Here is a 16,566-nt window from a genome sequence, read left to right on the forward strand (position 1 = left end):
GGCGGGTTCGCCGGACCCCTCCCCAACGCCTCACCCACCGCCTACAGTGGCGGGCATGGCGACCGCACTCATCACCGGCGCGAGCTCGGGTCTGGGTCTCGAGTTCGCGTGGCAGCTGGCCACCAACAGGCACGACGTCGTCCTGGTCGCCCGGGACGAGGAGCGTCTCACCGACCTCGCGGGCCAGCTCCACGTGGCGGCCGGCGTGCAGGCGGAGGTGCTCGCGGCGGACCTCTCCGAGCAGGAGGGCCTCGACCGGGTGGCGGCGCGGGTCGCGGACCGGGAGCGCCCGGTCTCCTCCTCGTCAACAACGCGGGCTTCCCCGTGAACCAGTCGTTCGTCGGCGGGGACCTCGACGTCGAGCTGCGTGCCCTCGACGTGCTCGTCAAGGCCGTCCTCGTGCTCTCGCACGCGGCGGCACCGGCGATGGTCGAGCGGGGACGCGGTGCGATCCTCAACGTCGCGTCGGTCGCCGCGCTCACCACGAGCAGCACGTACTCCGCGCACAAGGCCTGGGTCCGCACGTTCACCGAGGTCCTCGCCGTCCAGCTCAAGGGCACCGGCGTCACGGCGACCGCCCTGTGCCCGGGCCTCACGCACACCGAGTTCCACGACCGGGCGGACATCGACGTGTCGGGCCTGCCCGACATCGCGTGGCTCGAGGCCGACCAGGTCGTCGCGACGGCGCTCGCCGACGTCCGCCGGGGTGCGGTGATCTCGACGCCGTCCCTGCGCTACCAGGTCGCGTCCGGGTTCCTGCGGGCGATCCCGCGCTCCGCGGTGCGCGCGCTCGACTCGACGGGGCTCACGGGCATGCGGAGCCGTTGGAAGAAGGACTGACCCGCGACGCTACGCTTGAGCCTTGTGACCGACACGACCGCCGCCTCGTTCTCTCCGACCCCGCGCGAGCAGCTGCGCGACCTCATCAAGGAGCTCGCCGTCGTGCACGGCCGGGTGACGCTGTCGTCGGGCAAGGAGGCCGACTACTACGTCGACCTGCGCCGCGTGACGCTGCACCACCGTGCCGCGCCGCTGATCGGGCACGTCCTCCTGGACCAGCTCGAGGAGCTGGGCTTCGGGACGGCGGAGGTGGACGCCGTCGGCGGCCTGACGCTCGGTGCGGACCCGATCGCGACCGCCCTGCTGCACGCGGCGGCGTCGCGCGGGCAGGACCTCGACGCGTTCGTCGTCCGGAAGGCCGCGAAGGCCCACGGCATGCAGCGTCAGATCGAGGGCCCGGACATCGCGGGCCGCCGCGTCGTGGTCCTCGAGGACACGACGACGACGGGCGGCTCGCCCATCACGGCCGTCGAGGCGTGCCGCGCGGCGGGTGCCGAGGTGGTGGCCGTCGCAACGATCGTCGACCGGGCCACGGGCGCCGGCGAGAAGATCGAGGCCCTCGGCGTGCCCTACCACTACCTCTTCGACCTCGCCGACCTCGACCTGGCGTGACACCCGGTCCTGAGGCGGGCACCTCGAACCGGGTACGGAAGCGGCAGGAAGCCTGAGGCACCTCACGGACGCTGTTGACTGTGGTCATGAATGCGGAGACGGCGGTCGGGCTGGCTATCGAGCTTGCCGAGGAGGGGCTGGCCGCGGGTGAGATGCCCATCGGCGCGGTGGTCATCGGCGATGGGCAGGTCCTCGGGCGGGCCCATACCGCTGAGCAGCGGCTGGGTCGCCGGATCGTCCATGCGGACCTGCTGGCCCTGCTCCAGGCGGACGAGGCGCTCGGATTCTCGCGGGTGCGGGACGACCTGACGCTCGCAGTCAACCTGGAACCGTGCCTGATGTGCTTGGGTGCTGCGGTCACGCTGGGCATCAGTCGGGTGTGGTACGCCCTGGAGTCCCCGAACGATGGTGGGATCGAGCTGGTCAGTTCGTGGACTCCTCCAGTCGAGCAGCCCTTCTTCGCCAAGCCGGCCGAGCTTCGCGGGGGCATCCTGCGGCATCGTTCGCAGGAACTGTTCGCCCGCTACGCCGACGGCGCGGGTCCCCGTGGGATGCGGGAGTGGGCCAGAGGCCTGGCGGATCTGCCGTGACAGCGCGAGGCGGTCAGACCCGGTCGACCAGGTCCGCGATCCCGTCGACGACCTCGTTCGGCCGGAACGGCCACCCCTCCACCTCGTCGCGGCGCGTCGACCCGGTGAGCACCAGGTACGTGTAGAGGCCGGCCTCGATGCCCGCGACGACGTCGGTGTCCATGCGGTCGCCGATCATCGCGGTCCGCTCGGAGTGCGCGTCGATCCGGTTGAGCGCGGACCGGAACATCATCGGGTTCGGCTTGCCCACGAAGTAGGGCTGCCGGCCCGTGGCCTTGGTGATCATCGCGGCGACCGCGCCCGTGGCGGGCACCGGCCCGTCGGCGCTCGGGCCGGTCGAGTCGGGGTTGGTGCACAGGAACCGCGCGCCGTCGCGGACGAGCCGGATGGCGCGCGTGATCCCCTCGAACGAGTACGTGCGCGTCTCGCCCAGGATCACGTAGTCGGGGTCCGCGTCGGTGAGCGTGTAGCCGGCCTCGTAGAGCGCCGTCGTGAGCCCCGCCTCCCCGATCACGTACGCGCTGCCGCCGGGGAGCTGCTGCGACGCGAACGTCGCGGTCGCGAGGGCCGACGTCCAGATCGACTCCTCAGGGACCTCGATGCCGGTGGCCGCGAGCCGGGCCCGCAGGTCGCGCGGCGTGTAGATCGAGTTGTTCGTGAGGACGAGGAACGGCCGCTCCTTCGCGCGGAGCCGCGCGATGAACTCGGGTGCGCCGGGCAGCGCACGCTCCTCGTGGACGAGCACGCCGTCCATGTCCGTCAGCCAGCAGTCGATCTCGCGGGCCGGCTCGTGGTGCGCTTCCTGTGTCACGGTCAGGCCTCCTCGTGCTCGTTGCGGGTGCGTGGGGTCGTCGGGGCCGGGACGCCGGCCGCGCGCCCGTGCCGGGGGCCGGGCGTCGTGGGTGCGGTCGCACGCGACGCCTTGGTCTTGCGCCGGGCCTCGATGACGATCGGGACGACGGACAGCAGGACGATGCCGATGAAGATCGGCTCGATGTTGTCGCGGATGAACGAGATCCGCCCCAGGTAGTAGCCGAGCGTCGTCACGACGGTCGTCCACACGAACGTCCCGACCAGGCTGTACGGCCAGAACGACCGGTACCGCATCCGCCCGACGCCCGCCGCGATCGGCGCGAACGTCCGCACGATGGGGACGAACTGCGCGAGCAGGATGGTGCGGCCGCCGTACCGGTCGAAGTACTCGTTCGTCTTGTCGACGTAGTCCTTGCGCAGGATCTTCGAGTCCGGGCGGCTGAAGATCCGTGGCCCCGCGAACTTTCCGATGGCGTACCCGCACTGGTTGCCGCAGAACGCGGCCGCGAACAGGATCGCGATCAGCACGGGCAACGAGATGTCGAGGGTCCGGGCCCCGTCGGTCGCGGCGACGAGCATGCCGGCGGTGAACAGGAGCGAGTCGCCGGGCAGGAACGGGAACACGAGCCCGGTCTCGATGAAGACGATGAACACGATGCCGGCGAGCGCGAGCGACCCGAACCGGTCGATCAGGTTGTTCGGGTCGATGAGGTCGAGGGGCTCGCGGCGAGCTGTGCGGACAGGTGGCCGACCAGCTCTCCGGACAGGGCGAGGGCGGTCATGGGATCAGCGTAGTGGCCGGGTTCGGAGCGGCCTGCGGGCGGGTTGGGGACGGCCTGTGCAGACGCGCACCCCTACGATCGGCGGATGGCGAGGGGACAGGACGTGACGACGGTCGTGGTGCTGGGCGGGACGGGGAACGCGGGCCGCGCCGTCGTCCGCGAGGCGCTGGGCCGCGGGCTCGCGGTCCGGGTCCTGTCCCGGCACGTCCCCGCGCCCGACGACGCACGCCGGGTCGACGGCGCCAGCTACGTCGCGCTCGACCTCCTGGGCGAGGCGACCCCTGTGCTCGAGGCGCTGGACGAGGCGCTCGCGGGCGCGCACGCCGTGATCGACACGAGCAACGGCATGGGGCCGTCCTCGATGAAGGTCTTCACGACGGGCGCCGAGCGCGTGGGTGCGGTCGCCTGGCGGGCGCGCGTCCACCGCGTCGCGGTCCTCTCGATCGCGAACGTCGACCGCGCCGACTACGGCTACTACCAGGCGCACGTCGCCCAGGAGCAGGCGTACCGTCGCGCGGCGGACGCCGGGGGCGCACCGGTGACCGTCGTGCGGGCGACCCAGTTCCACGACTTCCTTGAGCTCTTCTTCGGGCGCGACGGCCGGCTGGGCCGGTGGGCGCGGCTCGGGCTTCTCCCGTGCCACGGGGCACGCAGTTCCAGTCCATCGACCTCACCGACGTCGCCCGGGCGCTCGTCGACGCGGCCCTCGAGGAAGGTCCGTCGCGCACGTGGACGATCGGCGGCCCCGAGGTGCTCGACGCCCGGGACATGGCGCAGCGCTGGCGACGCGCCCACGGTTCGCGCCGGCCGGTGGTCGCCGTCCCGCTGCCGGGCGGGATCGGCGCGTTCTTCCGGGAGGGCCTCAACCTCGTGCCCGACGCGCGGTACGGCACGGTCACCTACGACGAGTGGCTCGCGCGGAAGTGAGTGCCCCGGCGGCTCGTACGCTCGCCGGCGGCGACACCTGAGCGCAGCGAGGGCGGCGCGGTGCCCCTGAGGCGTGCGTCGAGCAAGCGGCTCTCCCGCCCACCAAGCGGTGCCGTGCTGCTTGCTCGGTGGGGAAGGTGCTTGCTGGGCGACGGTCCGGCGCCGCCGGACACTATGCGGACAGCCCTCGTCGCCTGTCGACACGAGAGGATGAGCCCGTGAAGATCCAGGAGCCGCGCGACCGGAGCGAGGACGCGGCCGGGCGCGTCGTCGGTGTCGGGCCCTGGCCGGGCGGCCCCGACGCGTGGCCGCGCCTGTCGTCCGGGGAGCCCGACCCGCGCTACGACCCCGAGCTCCTCACCGGCGGGGACACCCGGAACGTCATCGACGACTACCGCTACCTGACGGTCGAGGCGATCGTCAACGACCTCGACCGATGCCGCGCTGAGCGTCCCGCCGCGCAGCTCCACGTCGCCGTCGAGAACTGGGCCCACGACCTCAACATCGGGTCCGTGGTCCGCACCGCCAACGCGTTCAACGCGGCGAGCGTCCGGATCGTCGGGCGGCGGCGCTGGAACCGGCGCGGCGCGATGGTCACGGACCGCTACCTCCACGTCGCGCACCACCCCGACGCGGGGGCGCTCGCGTCGTGGGCGGCGACGGCCGGCCTGCCCGACGACGCCGGTGCGCCCACGCGGCTGCCCGTCGTCGGCGTGGACAACGTGCCGGGCTCGGTGCCGCTCGAGGGGACGGCGCTCCCGGCGTCGTGCGTGCTGCTCCTCGGCCAGGAGAGCGCCGGGCTGAGCGCGGAGGCGCAGGCCGTGTGCGACGTCGTCGTGCACGTGACGCAGCACGGCTCGACGCGCTCGCTCAACGCCGGGGCGGCCGCCGCGATCGCGATGTGGGCGTGGGCCGTCCAGCATCTGTGACACCCGCAGGGCTCGTGAGGGATCCGTGGAACAATCGGGGAAGCCCACCCTCCGCATCACACAGGAGACCACTCAGATGCCCATCGCAACTCCCGAGATCTACGCCGAGATGATCGACCGCGCCAAGGCGGGCTCGTTCGCCTACCCGGCCGTCAACATCACCTCCTCGCAGACGATCACCGCGGCCCTCCAGGGCTTCGCCGAGGCGGAGTCGGACGGCATCATCCAGGTCTCCGTCGGCGGCGCCGAGTACGCCGCGGGCTCCACGATCAAGGACCGGGTGTCCGGCTCGCTCGCCCTCGCCGCGTACGCGACCGAGGTCGCGAAGAACTACCCGGTGAACATCGCGATCCACACCGACCACTGCGCCAAGCAGAACATCGACTCGTGGGTCCGCCCGCTGCTCCAGCTCGAGGCCGAGCAGGTCAAGAACGGCGGCCTGCCGACGTTCCAGTCGCACATGTGGGACGGCTCGACCGTGCCGCTCGACGAGAACCTCGTCATCGCGCAGGAGCTCCTCGAGCTCTCCGTCGCGGCCCGCACGATCCTCGAGATCGAGATCGGCGTCGTCGGCGGCGAGGAGGACGGCCACGAGGCCGCGATCAACGAGAAGCTCTACACGACCCCCGAGGACGGCCTCGCCACGGTCCGCGCGCTCGGCCTGGGCGAGAAGGGCCGCTACCTGACGGCCCTCACGTTCGGCAACGTGCACGGCGTCTACAAGCCCGGCGCGGTCAAGCTCCGCCCGGCCCTCCTCAAGGAGATCCAGGACGTCGTCGGCAAGGAGGTCGGCAAGGAGAACCCGTTCGACCTCGTCTTCCACGGCGGCTCGGGCTCGACGGCCGAGGAGATCTCGGAGGCCGTCGACAACGGCGTCATCAAGATGAACATCGACACGGACACCCAGTACGCGTTCACGCGTCCGGTCGCCGGTCACGTGTTCAGCAACTACGACGGCGTCCTGAAGGTCGACGGCGAGGTCGGCAACAAGAAGGCGTACGACCCGCGCGCCTGGGGCAAGCTCGCCGAGGCCGGCATGGCCCAGCGCATCGTCGAGGCGGCGCAGCAGCTCCGCTCGGCCGGTCACAAGCTCTGACCGTCACGTCGACGTGACGAGGGCCCGGCGGTCGGACGACCGCCGGGCCCTCGTGCTCTGTCCGGGTCCGCCCTGCGAGGGGCGGCTAGTTGTGATGTCCAGGGACGTTGTTCCGATCTCGTGATGGCGACACGGGCTCGGGTTACCGGATGACGAAGGCCTCCGGTTGTGAAGTGGAGCTGTCGAGGAACCACTTCGCACCAACCGGAGGCCTTCATGTCCCACGCTAACGCCCTGCTGACCTCGAAGACGCGGCTGAGACTCGCACGCGTGGTCGTGGACAGCGGCTGGACCTACTCGGCCGCGGCGAAGATGTTCATGGTCTCGGCGCGCACCGCGAAGAAGTGGGCCGATCGGTACCGGGCCGAGGGCGCCGCGGGATGGGCGACCGCAGCTCGCGTCCGCGTCGCAGCCCGACCCGCACCCCGCAGCACGTGGTCAAGCAGGTCGTGCGGTTGCGGTGGCGTCACCGCCTGGGCCCGGTCCAGATCGCTGGACGCCTTGGCATGCCTGCCTCCACGGTCCACGCGGTGCTGGTGCGGTGCCGGATCAACCGGCTGGCCTGGATCGACCGGGTCACCGGCGAACCGCTGCGCCGTTACGAGCACGACCACCCTGGCTCGCTGATCCACGTCGATGTCACGAAGTTCGGCAACATCCCCGACGGGGGCGGACACCGCTACGTCGGGCGTCAGCAAGGAGACCGCAACCGGATCGCTACCACCGAGCGGACCGGTGGTCCCCGCAACCGCTGGCACAACCCGTTGATCGGGCGCGCCTACGTCCACACGGTCATCGATGACCATTCCCGTCTGGCCTATGCCGAGATCTGCTCCGATGAGAAGGGCACGACCGCGGTGGGCGTGCTCGAGCGCGCCGTGGCCTGGTTCGCCGAACGCGGAGTGAACGTCGAGCGAGTGCTCTCGGACAACGGATCGGCCTACCGCTCCCACGCCTGGCGCGATGCCTGCAACCAGCTCGGGATCACTCACAAGCGCACCCGCCCCTACCGTCCGCAGACCAACGGGAAGATCGAACGCTTCCACCGCACGCTCGGCGACGGTTGGGCCTACGCCCGCTTTTATGCCTCAGAGACCGAACGCCGGGCCGCCCTGCCCGGATGGCTCCACTTCTACAATCACCACAGACCCCACTCCGCGATCGGCAACCAGCCACCGATCACCCGGCTGACCAACTCCCTGGACATCACAGCTAGTCGAGGCCGGGGTCCACGTCGACGAGCTCCACGAGCTCGTCGAGGCGGGTCACGGTGAGCAGGAACTTCATGCTCGGGGGCGCGCAGGACGCGCACGGGCGGGTTGGCGCGGCTCGCCAGCTCGGCCAGGAACGACACGCCCGACGAGTCGATGAAGGTCACGTGGTGCGCGTCGATCTCGATGGGCAGACCCGTGCCCTCGGCGTCGCCGATCGCGTCGCGCAGGTCGTGCTCGAGGTCGATGTCGATTTCACCCGCCAGGACGATGCGGACGCGCTGGCTGCCGACGATGACGCCGACATCACCGGGGTCGCGCTCGGCGCCGGCAACCTCGTCGATCGAGGCGTCGGCGAGCTCGTCGGCGACGTCGACGGACGTGCCGTCGGGTTCCCCGGCGGGATCGGTACGGTTGTTCTGCTCGTGCACGTGCCCAATCTACGGTCGATCGGCGTCTGGGGACAGTACCCTCGACGCGTGCCGCACATGCGCTGACCTGCACGAGCAGCGCGGAGGAGGGGTCATGGAGGGACGAGACCCGCGTCCGGCCGGTGCGCCGGACCCCTCGGTCGCCGTGCCTGGAGCCGCTCCGGCGCCCTCCGTCGGCGCGCTGCCCGGGGCCCTGCTCGCGGCCCTCGAGGCGTCCACGGTGCCCATGTTCCTCACCGGCCCGCGCGCTCAGGGGCTGCGGCTCGAGTGGATGAACGGCGCGTTCCGTGCGCTGGCCGGGTCCGCGCCGGAGGTGCTGGTCGGCCAGCCGATGTCGGTGTTCCGCGGCCAGCTCGCGGACGGAGCCGACGTCGGTCCCGTCCGGGCGGCGCTCGACGCGGGCCGCCCCGTCCAGGTGAGCATCCACGACGCCGCGCGCGACGGCGAGCTGCGCTGGTACCAGGTCTCGTTCAGCCCCGTGCCGGGGGCCGACGGGTCGATCGAGCACTGGCTGGGGTTCCAGGCCGACGTCTCCGAGCAGATCGCCGAGCCGTCCGTGGAGTTCGCGACGTTCGAGCTGTCGCGTCGCCGGATGGCGCGGCTCGACCTCATGACGCAGGTGTCGTCGCTCCTCACGGACCTCGACCACCCGCAGGTGCTGCGCGAGATCGCGGACGTGCTGGGTCGCGCCGTCGGCTGCCGGATCGCGTTCTACATGAACGACAAGGGCCTCGTGTACGCGGAGAGCGTCGACGTGAACACGCCCCCGAGCTCCCGGATCCGCACCCGCCACCACCCCCGCCACGCCGCCCAGTCCGCGCCGCCCGACGGCCGGGCGTGGGCACGCGACGTCGTGCAGGACGTGCTCGACGGCGAGGATCTCGGCCCGGTGCAGGTGGACCTGGGCGACGCGTACCCGCCGGGCAGCGCGAGCGACGTCCTGCAGCGCGACGTGCGGTCCCGTCTGGCGGCGGACCTCAACGCCGAGGCGGGGGCGTGACGGTCTACCCGGTGCCGGGGCGTCGTCGGGTGCTGGGGCTGCTCGTGGTCGTCCTCGAGCCGGGGCGCGAGTTCATGCCGTCCCTGACGCCCGGGACGACGCTCCGCTCGATCGCCCGCCGCGCGGGCATGCTCATCGACACCGCGCGGCTCTACGCGCGGGAGCACCGGCTCGCCGAGACGCTGCAGCGCGCCATGCTGCCCGAGCAGGCCGACGTCACGGGCCTCGACGTGTGGACGTACTACGCCCCCAACTCGGACCACGCGCAGGTCGGCGGCGACTGGTACGACGTCCTGCAGCTCACCGAGCGCGACGTGGGCGTCGTGATCGGGGACGTCGTCGGGCACGACGTCGAGGCCGCCGCGACCATGGGGCAGATGCGGTCCGTGGTGCGCTCGTACGCGTTCGAGATGACGCTCCCGGGCGACGTGCTCGAGCGGGTCGACGAGCTGGCCTCGGGGATGCGGCTGCCGCGCGCGTCGAGCCTCGTATACGCGCGGCTGGAGCGGATGCCCGTCGAGCCGGCGCAGGGCGAGCCGCTGTGGGAGCTGGCGTACTCGCGTGCCGGTCACCTCCCGCCGGTGCTGGTGCGCTCGGGCGCGGCACGGCTGCTCGACGGCGCGGCCGGCACGCTCATCGGCTACGGGCCGAGCGTGCGTGCGACCGCGAGCCTGCGGCTCCTGCCCGGTGACGTGCTCGTGTTCTACACCGACGGGTTGATCGAGCGGCGTGACCGCGACCTGCGGGCCGGGCTCGAGGCGCTCGCCGCCGAGGCAGGGGCCGTGAGCGCCGTCGACGCCGCGGGCGTGGGCGAGCAGCTCCTCTCGCGGGTCGGGTCGACGCCGGAGGACGACATCGCGGTCGTGGTGGTCCGCGTGCCCGACGTGCAGAGCGACGCCGTCCCCACCGACGGGGGTCCGCGCAGCCGCCGGTGGTTGCTGCCGAGCGAGCCGACGTCGATCGCCCGCGCGCGGCACGCCGTCGTGCGGACGTGCCAGGCGTGGCAGGTCGAGGGCGCCTCGCAGGCCGAGCTGGTCGCGTCGGAGCTGGTCGCGAACGCCGTGATGCACGGCTGGGGGCACGTCGCGCTGCGCCTGTTCGACACCGGGCGCACGCTCCGGATCGAGGTCGAGGACGCCAACCCGTCCCCGCCCGTGCCGACCGACGGACACGTCAACCGGGGCGGCGGCTACGGCATGCAGATCGTCGAGCGGCTCGCGGACTGGGGCTGGCGCCCGACGCGCACCGGGAAGATCGTGTGGGCGAAGCTGCACGGCGTGAGCACGTTCACGGGCGCGCTCCGGCGAGTACCTGATACCGGCAGTTCTGGTCAGTCATCCTGAAGGAAGGGGCCGGCGCCGGTGTCGACCCCGCGAGAAGCAACGGCGCGACCACGGAGCAGCACATGTCCAGCACCACCACGGCCCCCACGGGCGTCGGCGTCACCGAGCCCCACTACGACCTCGCCCAGCCCCTCGCGCCCGACTTCGGCGACGCCTTCCACGACGCCACCGACGCCGACCGCGCCCACCAGCTCCGCGTCCGCGCGTTCGTCCAGGACGAGGTCCTCCCCGTCATCGACGGCTACTGGGAGCGCGCCGAGTTCCCGATCGAGCTCGCCCGGCGCATGGGCGAGCTCGACCTCCTGCGCGACGGCGTCGCCGTCCCTGGCTTCCCCGACACCAGCAACCTCGGCGCCGGCCTCGCCGCCATGGAGATGTCCCGCGGCGACGGCTCCGTCGCCACGATCTCCGGCGTCCAGGGCGGCCTCGCCCTCCGCTCCATCATGATGCTCGGCTCCGACGAGCAGATCGCCGAGTGGGCCGAGCCCATCTCGCGCGGCACCAAGCTCGCCGCCTTCGCGCTCACCGAGCCCACCCACGGCTCCGACTCCGTCTCCCTCGAGACCACCGCCCGCGCCAAGGACGGCGGATTCGTCCTGCGCGGCGAGAAGAAGTGGATCGGGAACGGGTCCGTCGGCGACGTGTCCGTCGTGTGGGCGCGCGGCGAGGACGGCCAGGTCCACGGCTTCATCGTCCCCCAGGACTCGCCCGGCTACGAGGCCCGCACCATCACCGGCAAGATCTCCCTGCGCGCCATCTTCCAGGCGCACATCGTGCTCGACGACGTCTACGTCCCCGCCGAGAATGTCCTCCCTGGCGCACGGTCCTTCAAGGACACCTCCCGCGTGCTCGAGGCGACCCGGCTCGGGGTCGCGTGGGGCGCCGTCGGACAGGCCACCGCCTGCTACGAGGCCGCCGTCGCCTACTCCCAGCAGCGCGTCCAGTTCGGCAAGCCCCTCGCCAAGCACCAGATGGTCCAGGAGCGGCTCACCCAGATGGCGTCCACGCTCACCCAGCTGCAGCTCGTGGCCGCCGCCATGACCCGGCAGGAGGCCGCCGGGACGCTCACCGGCCCGCAGGCGTCCCTCGCCAAGTACACGTGCACCCGCGGCGCCCGGCAGATCGCCTCCACCGCGCGCGACCTGCTCGGCGGGAACGGCATCCTCCTGCAGAACCGCGTCGCCCGGCACTTCACCGACATCGAGGCGCTGCACACCTACGAGGGCACCGAGAGCGTCCAGGCCCTCATCGTGGGGCGGGCGATCACGGGGGTCTCCGCGTTCGCGTAGGGCATCGTCGGTCGGTCCGGCGGGTGGGGCGGGGATATCGCGCGCGACCTACCATCCGCCTCGCTCGTTCCTCGCTCGGCTCCCGCCAGACCCACCACGGTCGCGCGCGATATCCCCGCCCCACCCGCCTCCGCGTTCCGGGTCGCCCTTCGTGGCCCGACGACGGCGCGTGGTCGGGTGGGTGCAGCGGGTTGCCGCGTCGAGCCTGCCGATGTTCCGTGTCGTGGCGCCGAGCATGCGGGTAGCCAGCATTGGTCCTGCCGAGCATGTCGTTGTCCACTCGCGCGCCGCCGACCATGCGCTTGGACGCATGTCTGGGCTCGAAAATGTGGGCGTGCCCATGGTCGGCGCGGTGGGTGGCGCGTAACCGCATGGTCGGCGCGGGTGATGACCCTGCTCGACGGCGCGGCGGGGCTCAGCCCTCGAGGTGCGTGTCGAGGCGGGTGAGGAGTTCCTCCTGCGCCGCGATGACGAGGGCGCGCGCGTCGTCGAGGGGGCACCAGCGGGTGCGGTCCAGCTCCGGGAACTCCTGGGTGCGGCCCGAGCGGGGCGGCCACTCGAGCGTGAACGTGTTGGAGGCGGGTCGGCCCGGGTCGGGCAGGTCCCAGCCGTCCGGCACGCGGCGCGCCCACGCGGTGACGCGCTTGCCGCTCTTGTTGCGGACGGTGCCGAGCGGCACGTCCGGCTCGGGGGCGCCGTCGGGGCCGGTCGCCGACGGCGGCTGGACGCCCAGCTCCTCCGCGGTCTCGCGGAGCGCCGCGTCGTAGAGGGTCTCCTTGCGGGCGGGGGCGTCGTCGTCGGCCGGGAGGACCTCGACCTCGCCCTTGGGGATCGTCCACGCTCGCGCGTCCTTGCGGGACCAGAACGGACCGCCCATGTGCCCGACGAGCACCTCGACGCCCGCGGCGCCCCGGCGCCACAGCACCAGGCCGGCGGCCTCGGTCACCGCCACCGAACCGTCCCTGACCTGCTCACGACGCCGGCCCCTGGAGCAGGAACTCGTCGGTGCACCGGTGCGCCCGGTCGATCCGGAACAGGTCGAGCGCGCCGCACACCTCGAGGACGAACAGGTCCCGGTCCGAGGTGCCGCGCAGCACCGTCGCGCCGCCCCGCTTGCGCCCGGAGTCGGCGAGCGAGATGAGGAACGCGGCGCCCGTGGAGTCCATGAACGTCACGGCGCACATGTCGATCACGAGGAGCTGGCGGCGCAGCCCGACGACGCGGGCCGCGATCTCGGGGAACTGGTCACGTTCGGCGAGGTCGAGGTCGCCTGTGACGACGAGCGTCGTCGTCGCCGGAGACGTGGCGATCTCGATCATGTGTGCCACCGTAGCCAACAATGGGCGGATGGCACACAACCTCTTGGGTCCCGAACCCGTCCGCCTGCCCGACGACCACGCCGACCTCGTCGCCCGCGCGATGATCGCCGACGGTGCGAGCGTGTCCGACGCCGCCCGCGCGCACCCCGCGTCGTCGTACGTATGGGCGGTGCTGGCGGAGGACGCGCTCGCCGGCCGCGGCAGCACCGCGGGCCTGCCCGAATCCGACCTCCTGGCCTACGCGCTGGCCCGCACCGGCTACCACCGCGGACTCGACTCGCTCCGCAAGGCGGGGTGGCGCGGCCAGGGGCCGATCCCGGTCGACCACGTCGCCAACCAGGGCGCGCTGAGGGCTCTGCTCGCGCTCGCGGAGGCGGCGGACCTGATCGGCGAGACCGACGAGGGTGTCCGCTGCCGCCAGTTCCTCGTCGACTCGGGCGTCACACCGGACGAGGTCGCGGCACTGCGGTCCTGACCGGAGCCGGGCGCCCCGTGGGCACGGGGCGCCCGGCTCCGCCGACGGAGTCCCGCGAAGGTCAAGAGCGCGCCAACCGGTAGACTCGCGAAGGTTTGTCCAGCGATCGTGAAAGTGGTGGAGTCATGCCGGCCGTGGTGCTCGTCGGGGCCCAGTGGGGTGACGAAGGCAAGGGCAAGGCGACCGACCTGCTCGGGTCGCGCGTCGACTACGTGGTGAAGTTCAACGGCGGAAACAACGCCGGCCACACGGTCGTCATCGGCGACGAGAAGTACGCGCTCCACCTGCTGCCCTCGGGCATCCTCTCGCCGGGTGTCGTCCCGGTGATCGCGAACGGCGTCGTCGTCGACATCGACGTGCTCTTCGAGGAGCTCGACGCCCTGATCGCGCGGGGCGTCGACGTCTCGCGTCTGTTGGTCTCCGGCTCGGCGCACGTGATCGCGGGCTACCACCGGACCATCGACAAGGTCACCGAGCGCTTCCTCGGCAAGCGCCGCATCGGCACGACCGGCCGCGGCATCGGCCCGGCGTACGCGGACAAGATCAACCGCGTCGGCATCCGCATGTGGGACCTGTTCGACGAGAAGATCCTGGCGGAGAAGGTCGAGGGCGCTCTCGACCAGAAGAACCACCTGCTCGTGAAGGTCTACAACCGCCGCGCCATCACGGTCGAGGAGACCGTCGAGGAGCTGCTCCAGCACGCCGAGCGGCTCAAGCCGATGGTCACGGACACCTCTCTCGTGCTCAACCGGGCTCTCGACGAGGGCAAGACCCTCCTGTTCGAGGCAGGCCAGGCGACCATGCTCGACGTCGACCACGGCACGTACCCCTTCGTGACCTCGTCGAGTGCCACGGCGGGAGGCGCGGTCACGGGTTCGGGAATCGGCCCGACCCGGGTCACCGGGGTGATCGGCGTCGTCAAGGCGTACACGACGCGTGTGGGCGAGGGCCCGTTCCCGACCGAGCTGTTCGACCAGTGGGGCGAGTACCTGCAGAAGACGGGCGGCGAGTTCGGCGTCACCACCGGGCGCGCGCGCCGCTGCGGCTGGTACGACTCGGTCATCACCCGCTACGCGAGCCGCGTCAACGGTCTGACCGACCTCGTCCTGACCAAGCTCGACGTGCTCACGGGCATCGAGAAGATCCCGGTGTGCGTCGCGTACGACGTCGACGGCGTCCGCTACGACGAGATGCCGACCGACCAGACGGCGTTCCACCACGCGAAGCCGATCTACGAGGAGCTCGACGGCTGGTGGGAGGACATCTCGAACGCCCGCGCCTTCGCGGACCTTCCCGTCAACGCCCAGCGCTACGTCCGCGCGCTCGAGGAGATGTCGGGTGCCCGGATCTCCGCGATCGGCGTCGGCCCGGCCCGTGACGCGACTATTCAGGTGCACGACCTGCTCGGATGAGGTGGGGTGAGGGGATGGTCTCTGACACCCTCGCCTCGCTCGCCGCGCGCCAGCGGACCGCCCCCGTCGACGAGGAGTCCGCGAGCCGGCTCGCGGCCGGTGGACTCGAGCTGCGGCTCGTCACTACCGACGACGAACGTGACGCCTGGACGCAGAGTGTGGCCCGCGGCTTCTTGGACACCGAACGCAGCGCCGAGCAGCTCGCGGCGGTCCGCGAGCGCAGCACGTACCGCCGTGCGGTGGGTGTCTACGACCCGTCCGCCCCCGAACCTGCGGCGCCCGTCGGCTCGGTCGCGGGGTGGGTCACGGGTCTCACCGTTCCGGGCGGTGCCACCCTCCCGACGCTCGCGGTCAGCTCGGTCACCGTCGCGGCGACGCATCACCGGCGCGGGATCGCCCGGGCGCTGGTCGAGGGCGAGCTGCGGACGGCCGCCGCGCTCGGGGTGCCGCTCGCGAGTCTCACGGTGAGCGAGTCGCAGCTCTACGGGCGCTACGGGTTCGGGGCGGCGGTCCCCGTGACGTCGTGGCGGATCGACAACCGCCGTGCCGGGTGGATCGGCCCGGACCCCGCGGGCCGCGTCGACTTCGTGTCGCGCGAGCGACTGCGTGAGCTCGCCCCGGCACTGCACGAACGTGTGCGGCCGCGGGTCGTGGGCGAGCTCGTCCTGCCGGACGGGCAGTGGGACACCTTCGCGGGCACGCGACCCGACGCCAAGCAGGCGGGCAAGATCCGTGCCGTCCAGTACACCGACGCCGCCGGCGAGGTCCGTGGGCTGCTGGCCTACAGCGTCGACGAGAACCTCGCCGACTACGCCCGCTCGACGGCGACCGTGTCGCTGCTCCTCGCCGACACCCCTGACGCGCACGCGGCGCTGTGGCGCTTCGTGCTCGGGCTCGACCTCATCGGGGAGGTGCGGGCTTCCGAGCTGTCCGTCGACGAGCCCCTGCGCTGGATGATCGCCGACCAGCGCGCCGCGCACGTCGAGGTCGTCGACCACCACTACGTGCGGATCCTCGACGTGCCCGCCGCGCTCGAGGGCCGGTGCTACGGGGCGCCCGGTGTCCTCGCGCTCGAGGTCACCGACCCGCTCGGCATCACCGGTGGACGCTGGGTGCTGCGCGTCGACGACGGTGGCCGTGGCGTCGTCGAGGCGTGGCCCGACGGCGCGGCCGCGCCCGCCGGGGCCACCGCCGTCTCCCTCGGGGTCACCGAGCTCGCGATCGTCTACCTGGGTGGCGTCTCGCTCGCGACGCTCGTTGCCGCGGGGCGTGCGACGACGTCGGACATGGCACACGCGGCCCGGGTGCTGGGGTGGCACGAGGCCCCGCGGCTCAGCTTCTGGTACTGAGCGCGTCGAGCGCTGAGTCGCCCTGCCTGGCGAGGGCTTCGCGGCGTCGCGTTCCTCGACCCGCATCCGTTCGCCGCGCGCAGGCGAGATGACAGGCCTACGCTCGGCCCACGGATCGCTGCCCATGCCGCAGGGGGTACGGGCTCAC

At 72.2% G+C, this 16,566-nt stretch carries 18 protein-coding genes and 1 pseudogene; 14 read left to right on the plus strand and 5 right to left on the minus strand.

Features of this window, described 5'->3' with window-relative positions; translation table 11 throughout:
- Positions 1–55: 55 nt before the first annotated feature.
- The 4 genes from QQK45_RS23155 (at position 56) to QQK45_RS10220 (ending at position 2,042) form a co-directional block, all read left to right on the plus strand.
- On the plus strand, positions 56–328 hold the full coding sequence (locus QQK45_RS23155) for an SDR family NAD(P)-dependent oxidoreductase (protein WP_431310255.1): 273 nt from the start codon (positions 56–58) through the stop codon (positions 326–328).
- Positions 325–840 (plus strand): SDR family NAD(P)-dependent oxidoreductase, encoded by a 516-nt coding sequence (locus tag QQK45_RS10210; RefSeq protein WP_431310256.1) that lies wholly within the window; start codon positions 325–327, stop codon positions 838–840. Before QQK45_RS23155 ends, QQK45_RS10210 begins: the two co-directional genes overlap by 4 nt.
- 24 nt (positions 841–864) lie before the next feature.
- Positions 865–1,452: an orotate phosphoribosyltransferase gene (gene pyrE, locus QQK45_RS10215; RefSeq protein WP_284293170.1), complete on the plus strand. Its 588-nt coding sequence runs from the start codon at positions 865–867 to the stop codon at positions 1,450–1,452.
- 86 nt (positions 1,453–1,538) lie between these two features.
- Positions 1,539–2,042, plus strand: a complete 504-nt coding sequence (locus QQK45_RS10220) for a nucleoside deaminase (RefSeq protein ID WP_284293171.1) — start codon at positions 1,539–1,541, stop codon at positions 2,040–2,042.
- Between the two features lie 13 nt (positions 2,043–2,055).
- Here the strand turns inward: QQK45_RS10220 and QQK45_RS10225 are convergent, their stop codons facing one another.
- Together QQK45_RS10225 and QQK45_RS10230 are read right to left on the minus strand one after the other, a co-directional pair.
- Entirely contained in the window at positions 2,056–2,853 is a 798-nt protein-coding gene (locus QQK45_RS10225) for an HAD-IIA family hydrolase (RefSeq protein WP_284293172.1), read from the minus strand.
- Between the two features lie 2 nt (positions 2,854–2,855).
- Positions 2,856–3,509: a VTT domain-containing protein gene (locus tag QQK45_RS10230; RefSeq protein WP_284293173.1), complete on the minus strand. Its 654-nt coding sequence runs from the start codon at positions 3,507–3,509 to the stop codon at positions 2,856–2,858.
- Positions 3,510–3,722: 213 nt separating this feature from the next.
- On the opposite strand from QQK45_RS10230, the gene QQK45_RS10235 reads away from it, so the two are divergent.
- From QQK45_RS10235 to QQK45_RS10250, 4 genes and pseudogenes are all read left to right on the plus strand, one after another.
- A complete protein-coding gene (locus QQK45_RS10235) occupies positions 3,723–4,634 on the plus strand; it encodes an SDR family oxidoreductase (protein ID WP_284293175.1) in 912 nt (303 codons plus the stop codon).
- Positions 4,635–4,782: 148 nt separating this feature from the next.
- Positions 4,783–5,493 (plus strand): TrmH family RNA methyltransferase, encoded by a 711-nt coding sequence (locus QQK45_RS10240; protein WP_284293176.1) that lies wholly within the window; start codon positions 4,783–4,785, stop codon positions 5,491–5,493.
- A 76-nt stretch (positions 5,494–5,569) separates the two neighbouring features.
- Positions 5,570–6,589 carry a class II fructose-bisphosphate aldolase gene (gene fbaA, locus QQK45_RS10245; protein WP_284293178.1) on the plus strand — a complete coding sequence of 340 codons (1,020 nt, stop codon included), beginning with the start codon at positions 5,570–5,572 and terminating at the stop codon, positions 6,587–6,589.
- 216 nt (positions 6,590–6,805) lie between these two features.
- A pseudogene (locus QQK45_RS10250) lies at positions 6,806–7,785 on the plus strand (IS481 family transposase); the annotation flags it as partial.
- On the opposite strand, the gene QQK45_RS10255 reads toward QQK45_RS10250, so the two are convergent.
- A complete protein-coding gene (locus QQK45_RS10255) occupies positions 7,728–8,231 on the minus strand; it encodes an STAS domain-containing protein (protein ID WP_284293179.1) in 504 nt (167 codons plus the stop codon). The pseudogene QQK45_RS10250 and the gene QQK45_RS10255 overlap by 58 nt on opposite strands.
- A gap of 94 nt (positions 8,232–8,325) precedes the next feature.
- On the opposite strand from QQK45_RS10255, the gene QQK45_RS10260 reads away from it, so the two are divergent.
- The 3 genes from QQK45_RS10260 to QQK45_RS10270 all read left to right on the plus strand — a co-directional run bounded on the left by QQK45_RS10260 (position 8,326) and on the right by QQK45_RS10270 (position 11,863).
- Positions 8,326–9,231, plus strand: a complete 906-nt coding sequence (locus tag QQK45_RS10260; RefSeq protein WP_284293180.1) for a PAS domain-containing protein — start codon at positions 8,326–8,328, stop codon at positions 9,229–9,231.
- On the plus strand, positions 9,228–10,574 hold the full coding sequence (locus QQK45_RS10265; protein WP_284293182.1) for an ATP-binding SpoIIE family protein phosphatase: 1,347 nt from the start codon (positions 9,228–9,230) through the stop codon (positions 10,572–10,574). Before QQK45_RS10260 ends, QQK45_RS10265 begins: the two co-directional genes overlap by 4 nt.
- A 62-nt stretch (positions 10,575–10,636) precedes the next feature.
- Complete coding sequence (locus QQK45_RS10270) at positions 10,637–11,863, plus strand: acyl-CoA dehydrogenase family protein (RefSeq protein WP_284293183.1); 1,227 nt, start codon at positions 10,637–10,639, stop codon at positions 11,861–11,863.
- 415 nt (positions 11,864–12,278) lie between these two features.
- On the opposite strand, the gene QQK45_RS10275 is transcribed toward QQK45_RS10270, so the two are convergent.
- Complete coding sequence (locus QQK45_RS10275) at positions 12,279–12,815, minus strand: NUDIX hydrolase (RefSeq protein WP_284293184.1); 537 nt, start codon at positions 12,813–12,815, stop codon at positions 12,279–12,281.
- A 19-nt stretch (positions 12,816–12,834) separates the two neighbouring features.
- Complete coding sequence (locus QQK45_RS10280) at positions 12,835–13,182, minus strand: STAS domain-containing protein (protein ID WP_284293185.1); 348 nt, start codon at positions 13,180–13,182, stop codon at positions 12,835–12,837.
- 28 nt (positions 13,183–13,210) lie between these two features.
- On the opposite strand from QQK45_RS10280, the gene QQK45_RS10285 reads away from it, so the two are divergent.
- The 3 genes from QQK45_RS10285 (at position 13,211) to QQK45_RS10295 (ending at position 16,418) form a co-directional block, all read left to right on the plus strand.
- Complete coding sequence (locus tag QQK45_RS10285; protein WP_284293186.1) at positions 13,211–13,657, plus strand: DUF3151 domain-containing protein; 447 nt, start codon at positions 13,211–13,213, stop codon at positions 13,655–13,657.
- Between the two features lie 125 nt (positions 13,658–13,782).
- On the plus strand, positions 13,783–15,069 hold the full coding sequence (locus tag QQK45_RS10290; RefSeq protein ID WP_284293187.1) for an adenylosuccinate synthase: 1,287 nt from the start codon (positions 13,783–13,785) through the stop codon (positions 15,067–15,069).
- Between the two features lie 14 nt (positions 15,070–15,083).
- Positions 15,084–16,418 carry a GNAT family N-acetyltransferase gene (locus QQK45_RS10295; protein WP_284293188.1) on the plus strand — a complete coding sequence of 445 codons (1,335 nt, stop codon included), beginning with the start codon at positions 15,084–15,086 and terminating at the stop codon, positions 16,416–16,418.
- Positions 16,419–16,566 lie beyond the last annotated feature (148 nt).

Source organism: Luteimicrobium album (genome assembly GCF_030161555.1).
GTDB lineage: Bacteria > Actinomycetota > Actinomycetes > Actinomycetales > Cellulomonadaceae > Luteimicrobium > Luteimicrobium album.

Bases quoted from the DNA above. Each gene is read 5' to 3' on its own strand.
- fbaA (WP_284293178.1), top strand. From the start codon at position 5,570: ATGCCCATCGCAACTCCCGAGATCTACGCCGAGATGATCGACCGCGCC.
- QQK45_RS10290 (WP_284293187.1), top strand. From the start codon at position 13,783: ATGCCGGCCGTGGTGCTCGTCGGGGCCCAGTGGGGTGACGAAGGCAAG.
- QQK45_RS10260 (WP_284293180.1), top strand. From the start codon at position 8,326: ATGGAGGGACGAGACCCGCGTCCGGCCGGTGCGCCGGACCCCTCGGTC.
- QQK45_RS23155 (WP_431310255.1), top strand. From the start codon at position 56: ATGGCGACCGCACTCATCACCGGCGCGAGCTCGGGTCTGGGTCTCGAG.
- QQK45_RS10280 (WP_284293185.1), bottom strand. From the start codon at position 13,182: ATGATCGAGATCGCCACGTCTCCGGCGACGACGACGCTCGTCGTCACA.
- QQK45_RS10295 (WP_284293188.1), top strand. From the start codon at position 15,084: ATGGTCTCTGACACCCTCGCCTCGCTCGCCGCGCGCCAGCGGACCGCC.
- QQK45_RS10235 (WP_284293175.1), top strand. From the start codon at position 3,723: ATGGCGAGGGGACAGGACGTGACGACGGTCGTGGTGCTGGGCGGGACG.
- QQK45_RS10270 (WP_284293183.1), top strand. From the start codon at position 10,637: ATGTCCAGCACCACCACGGCCCCCACGGGCGTCGGCGTCACCGAGCCC.
- QQK45_RS10285 (WP_284293186.1), top strand. From the start codon at position 13,211: ATGGCACACAACCTCTTGGGTCCCGAACCCGTCCGCCTGCCCGACGAC.
- QQK45_RS10220 (WP_284293171.1), top strand. From the start codon at position 1,539: ATGAATGCGGAGACGGCGGTCGGGCTGGCTATCGAGCTTGCCGAGGAG.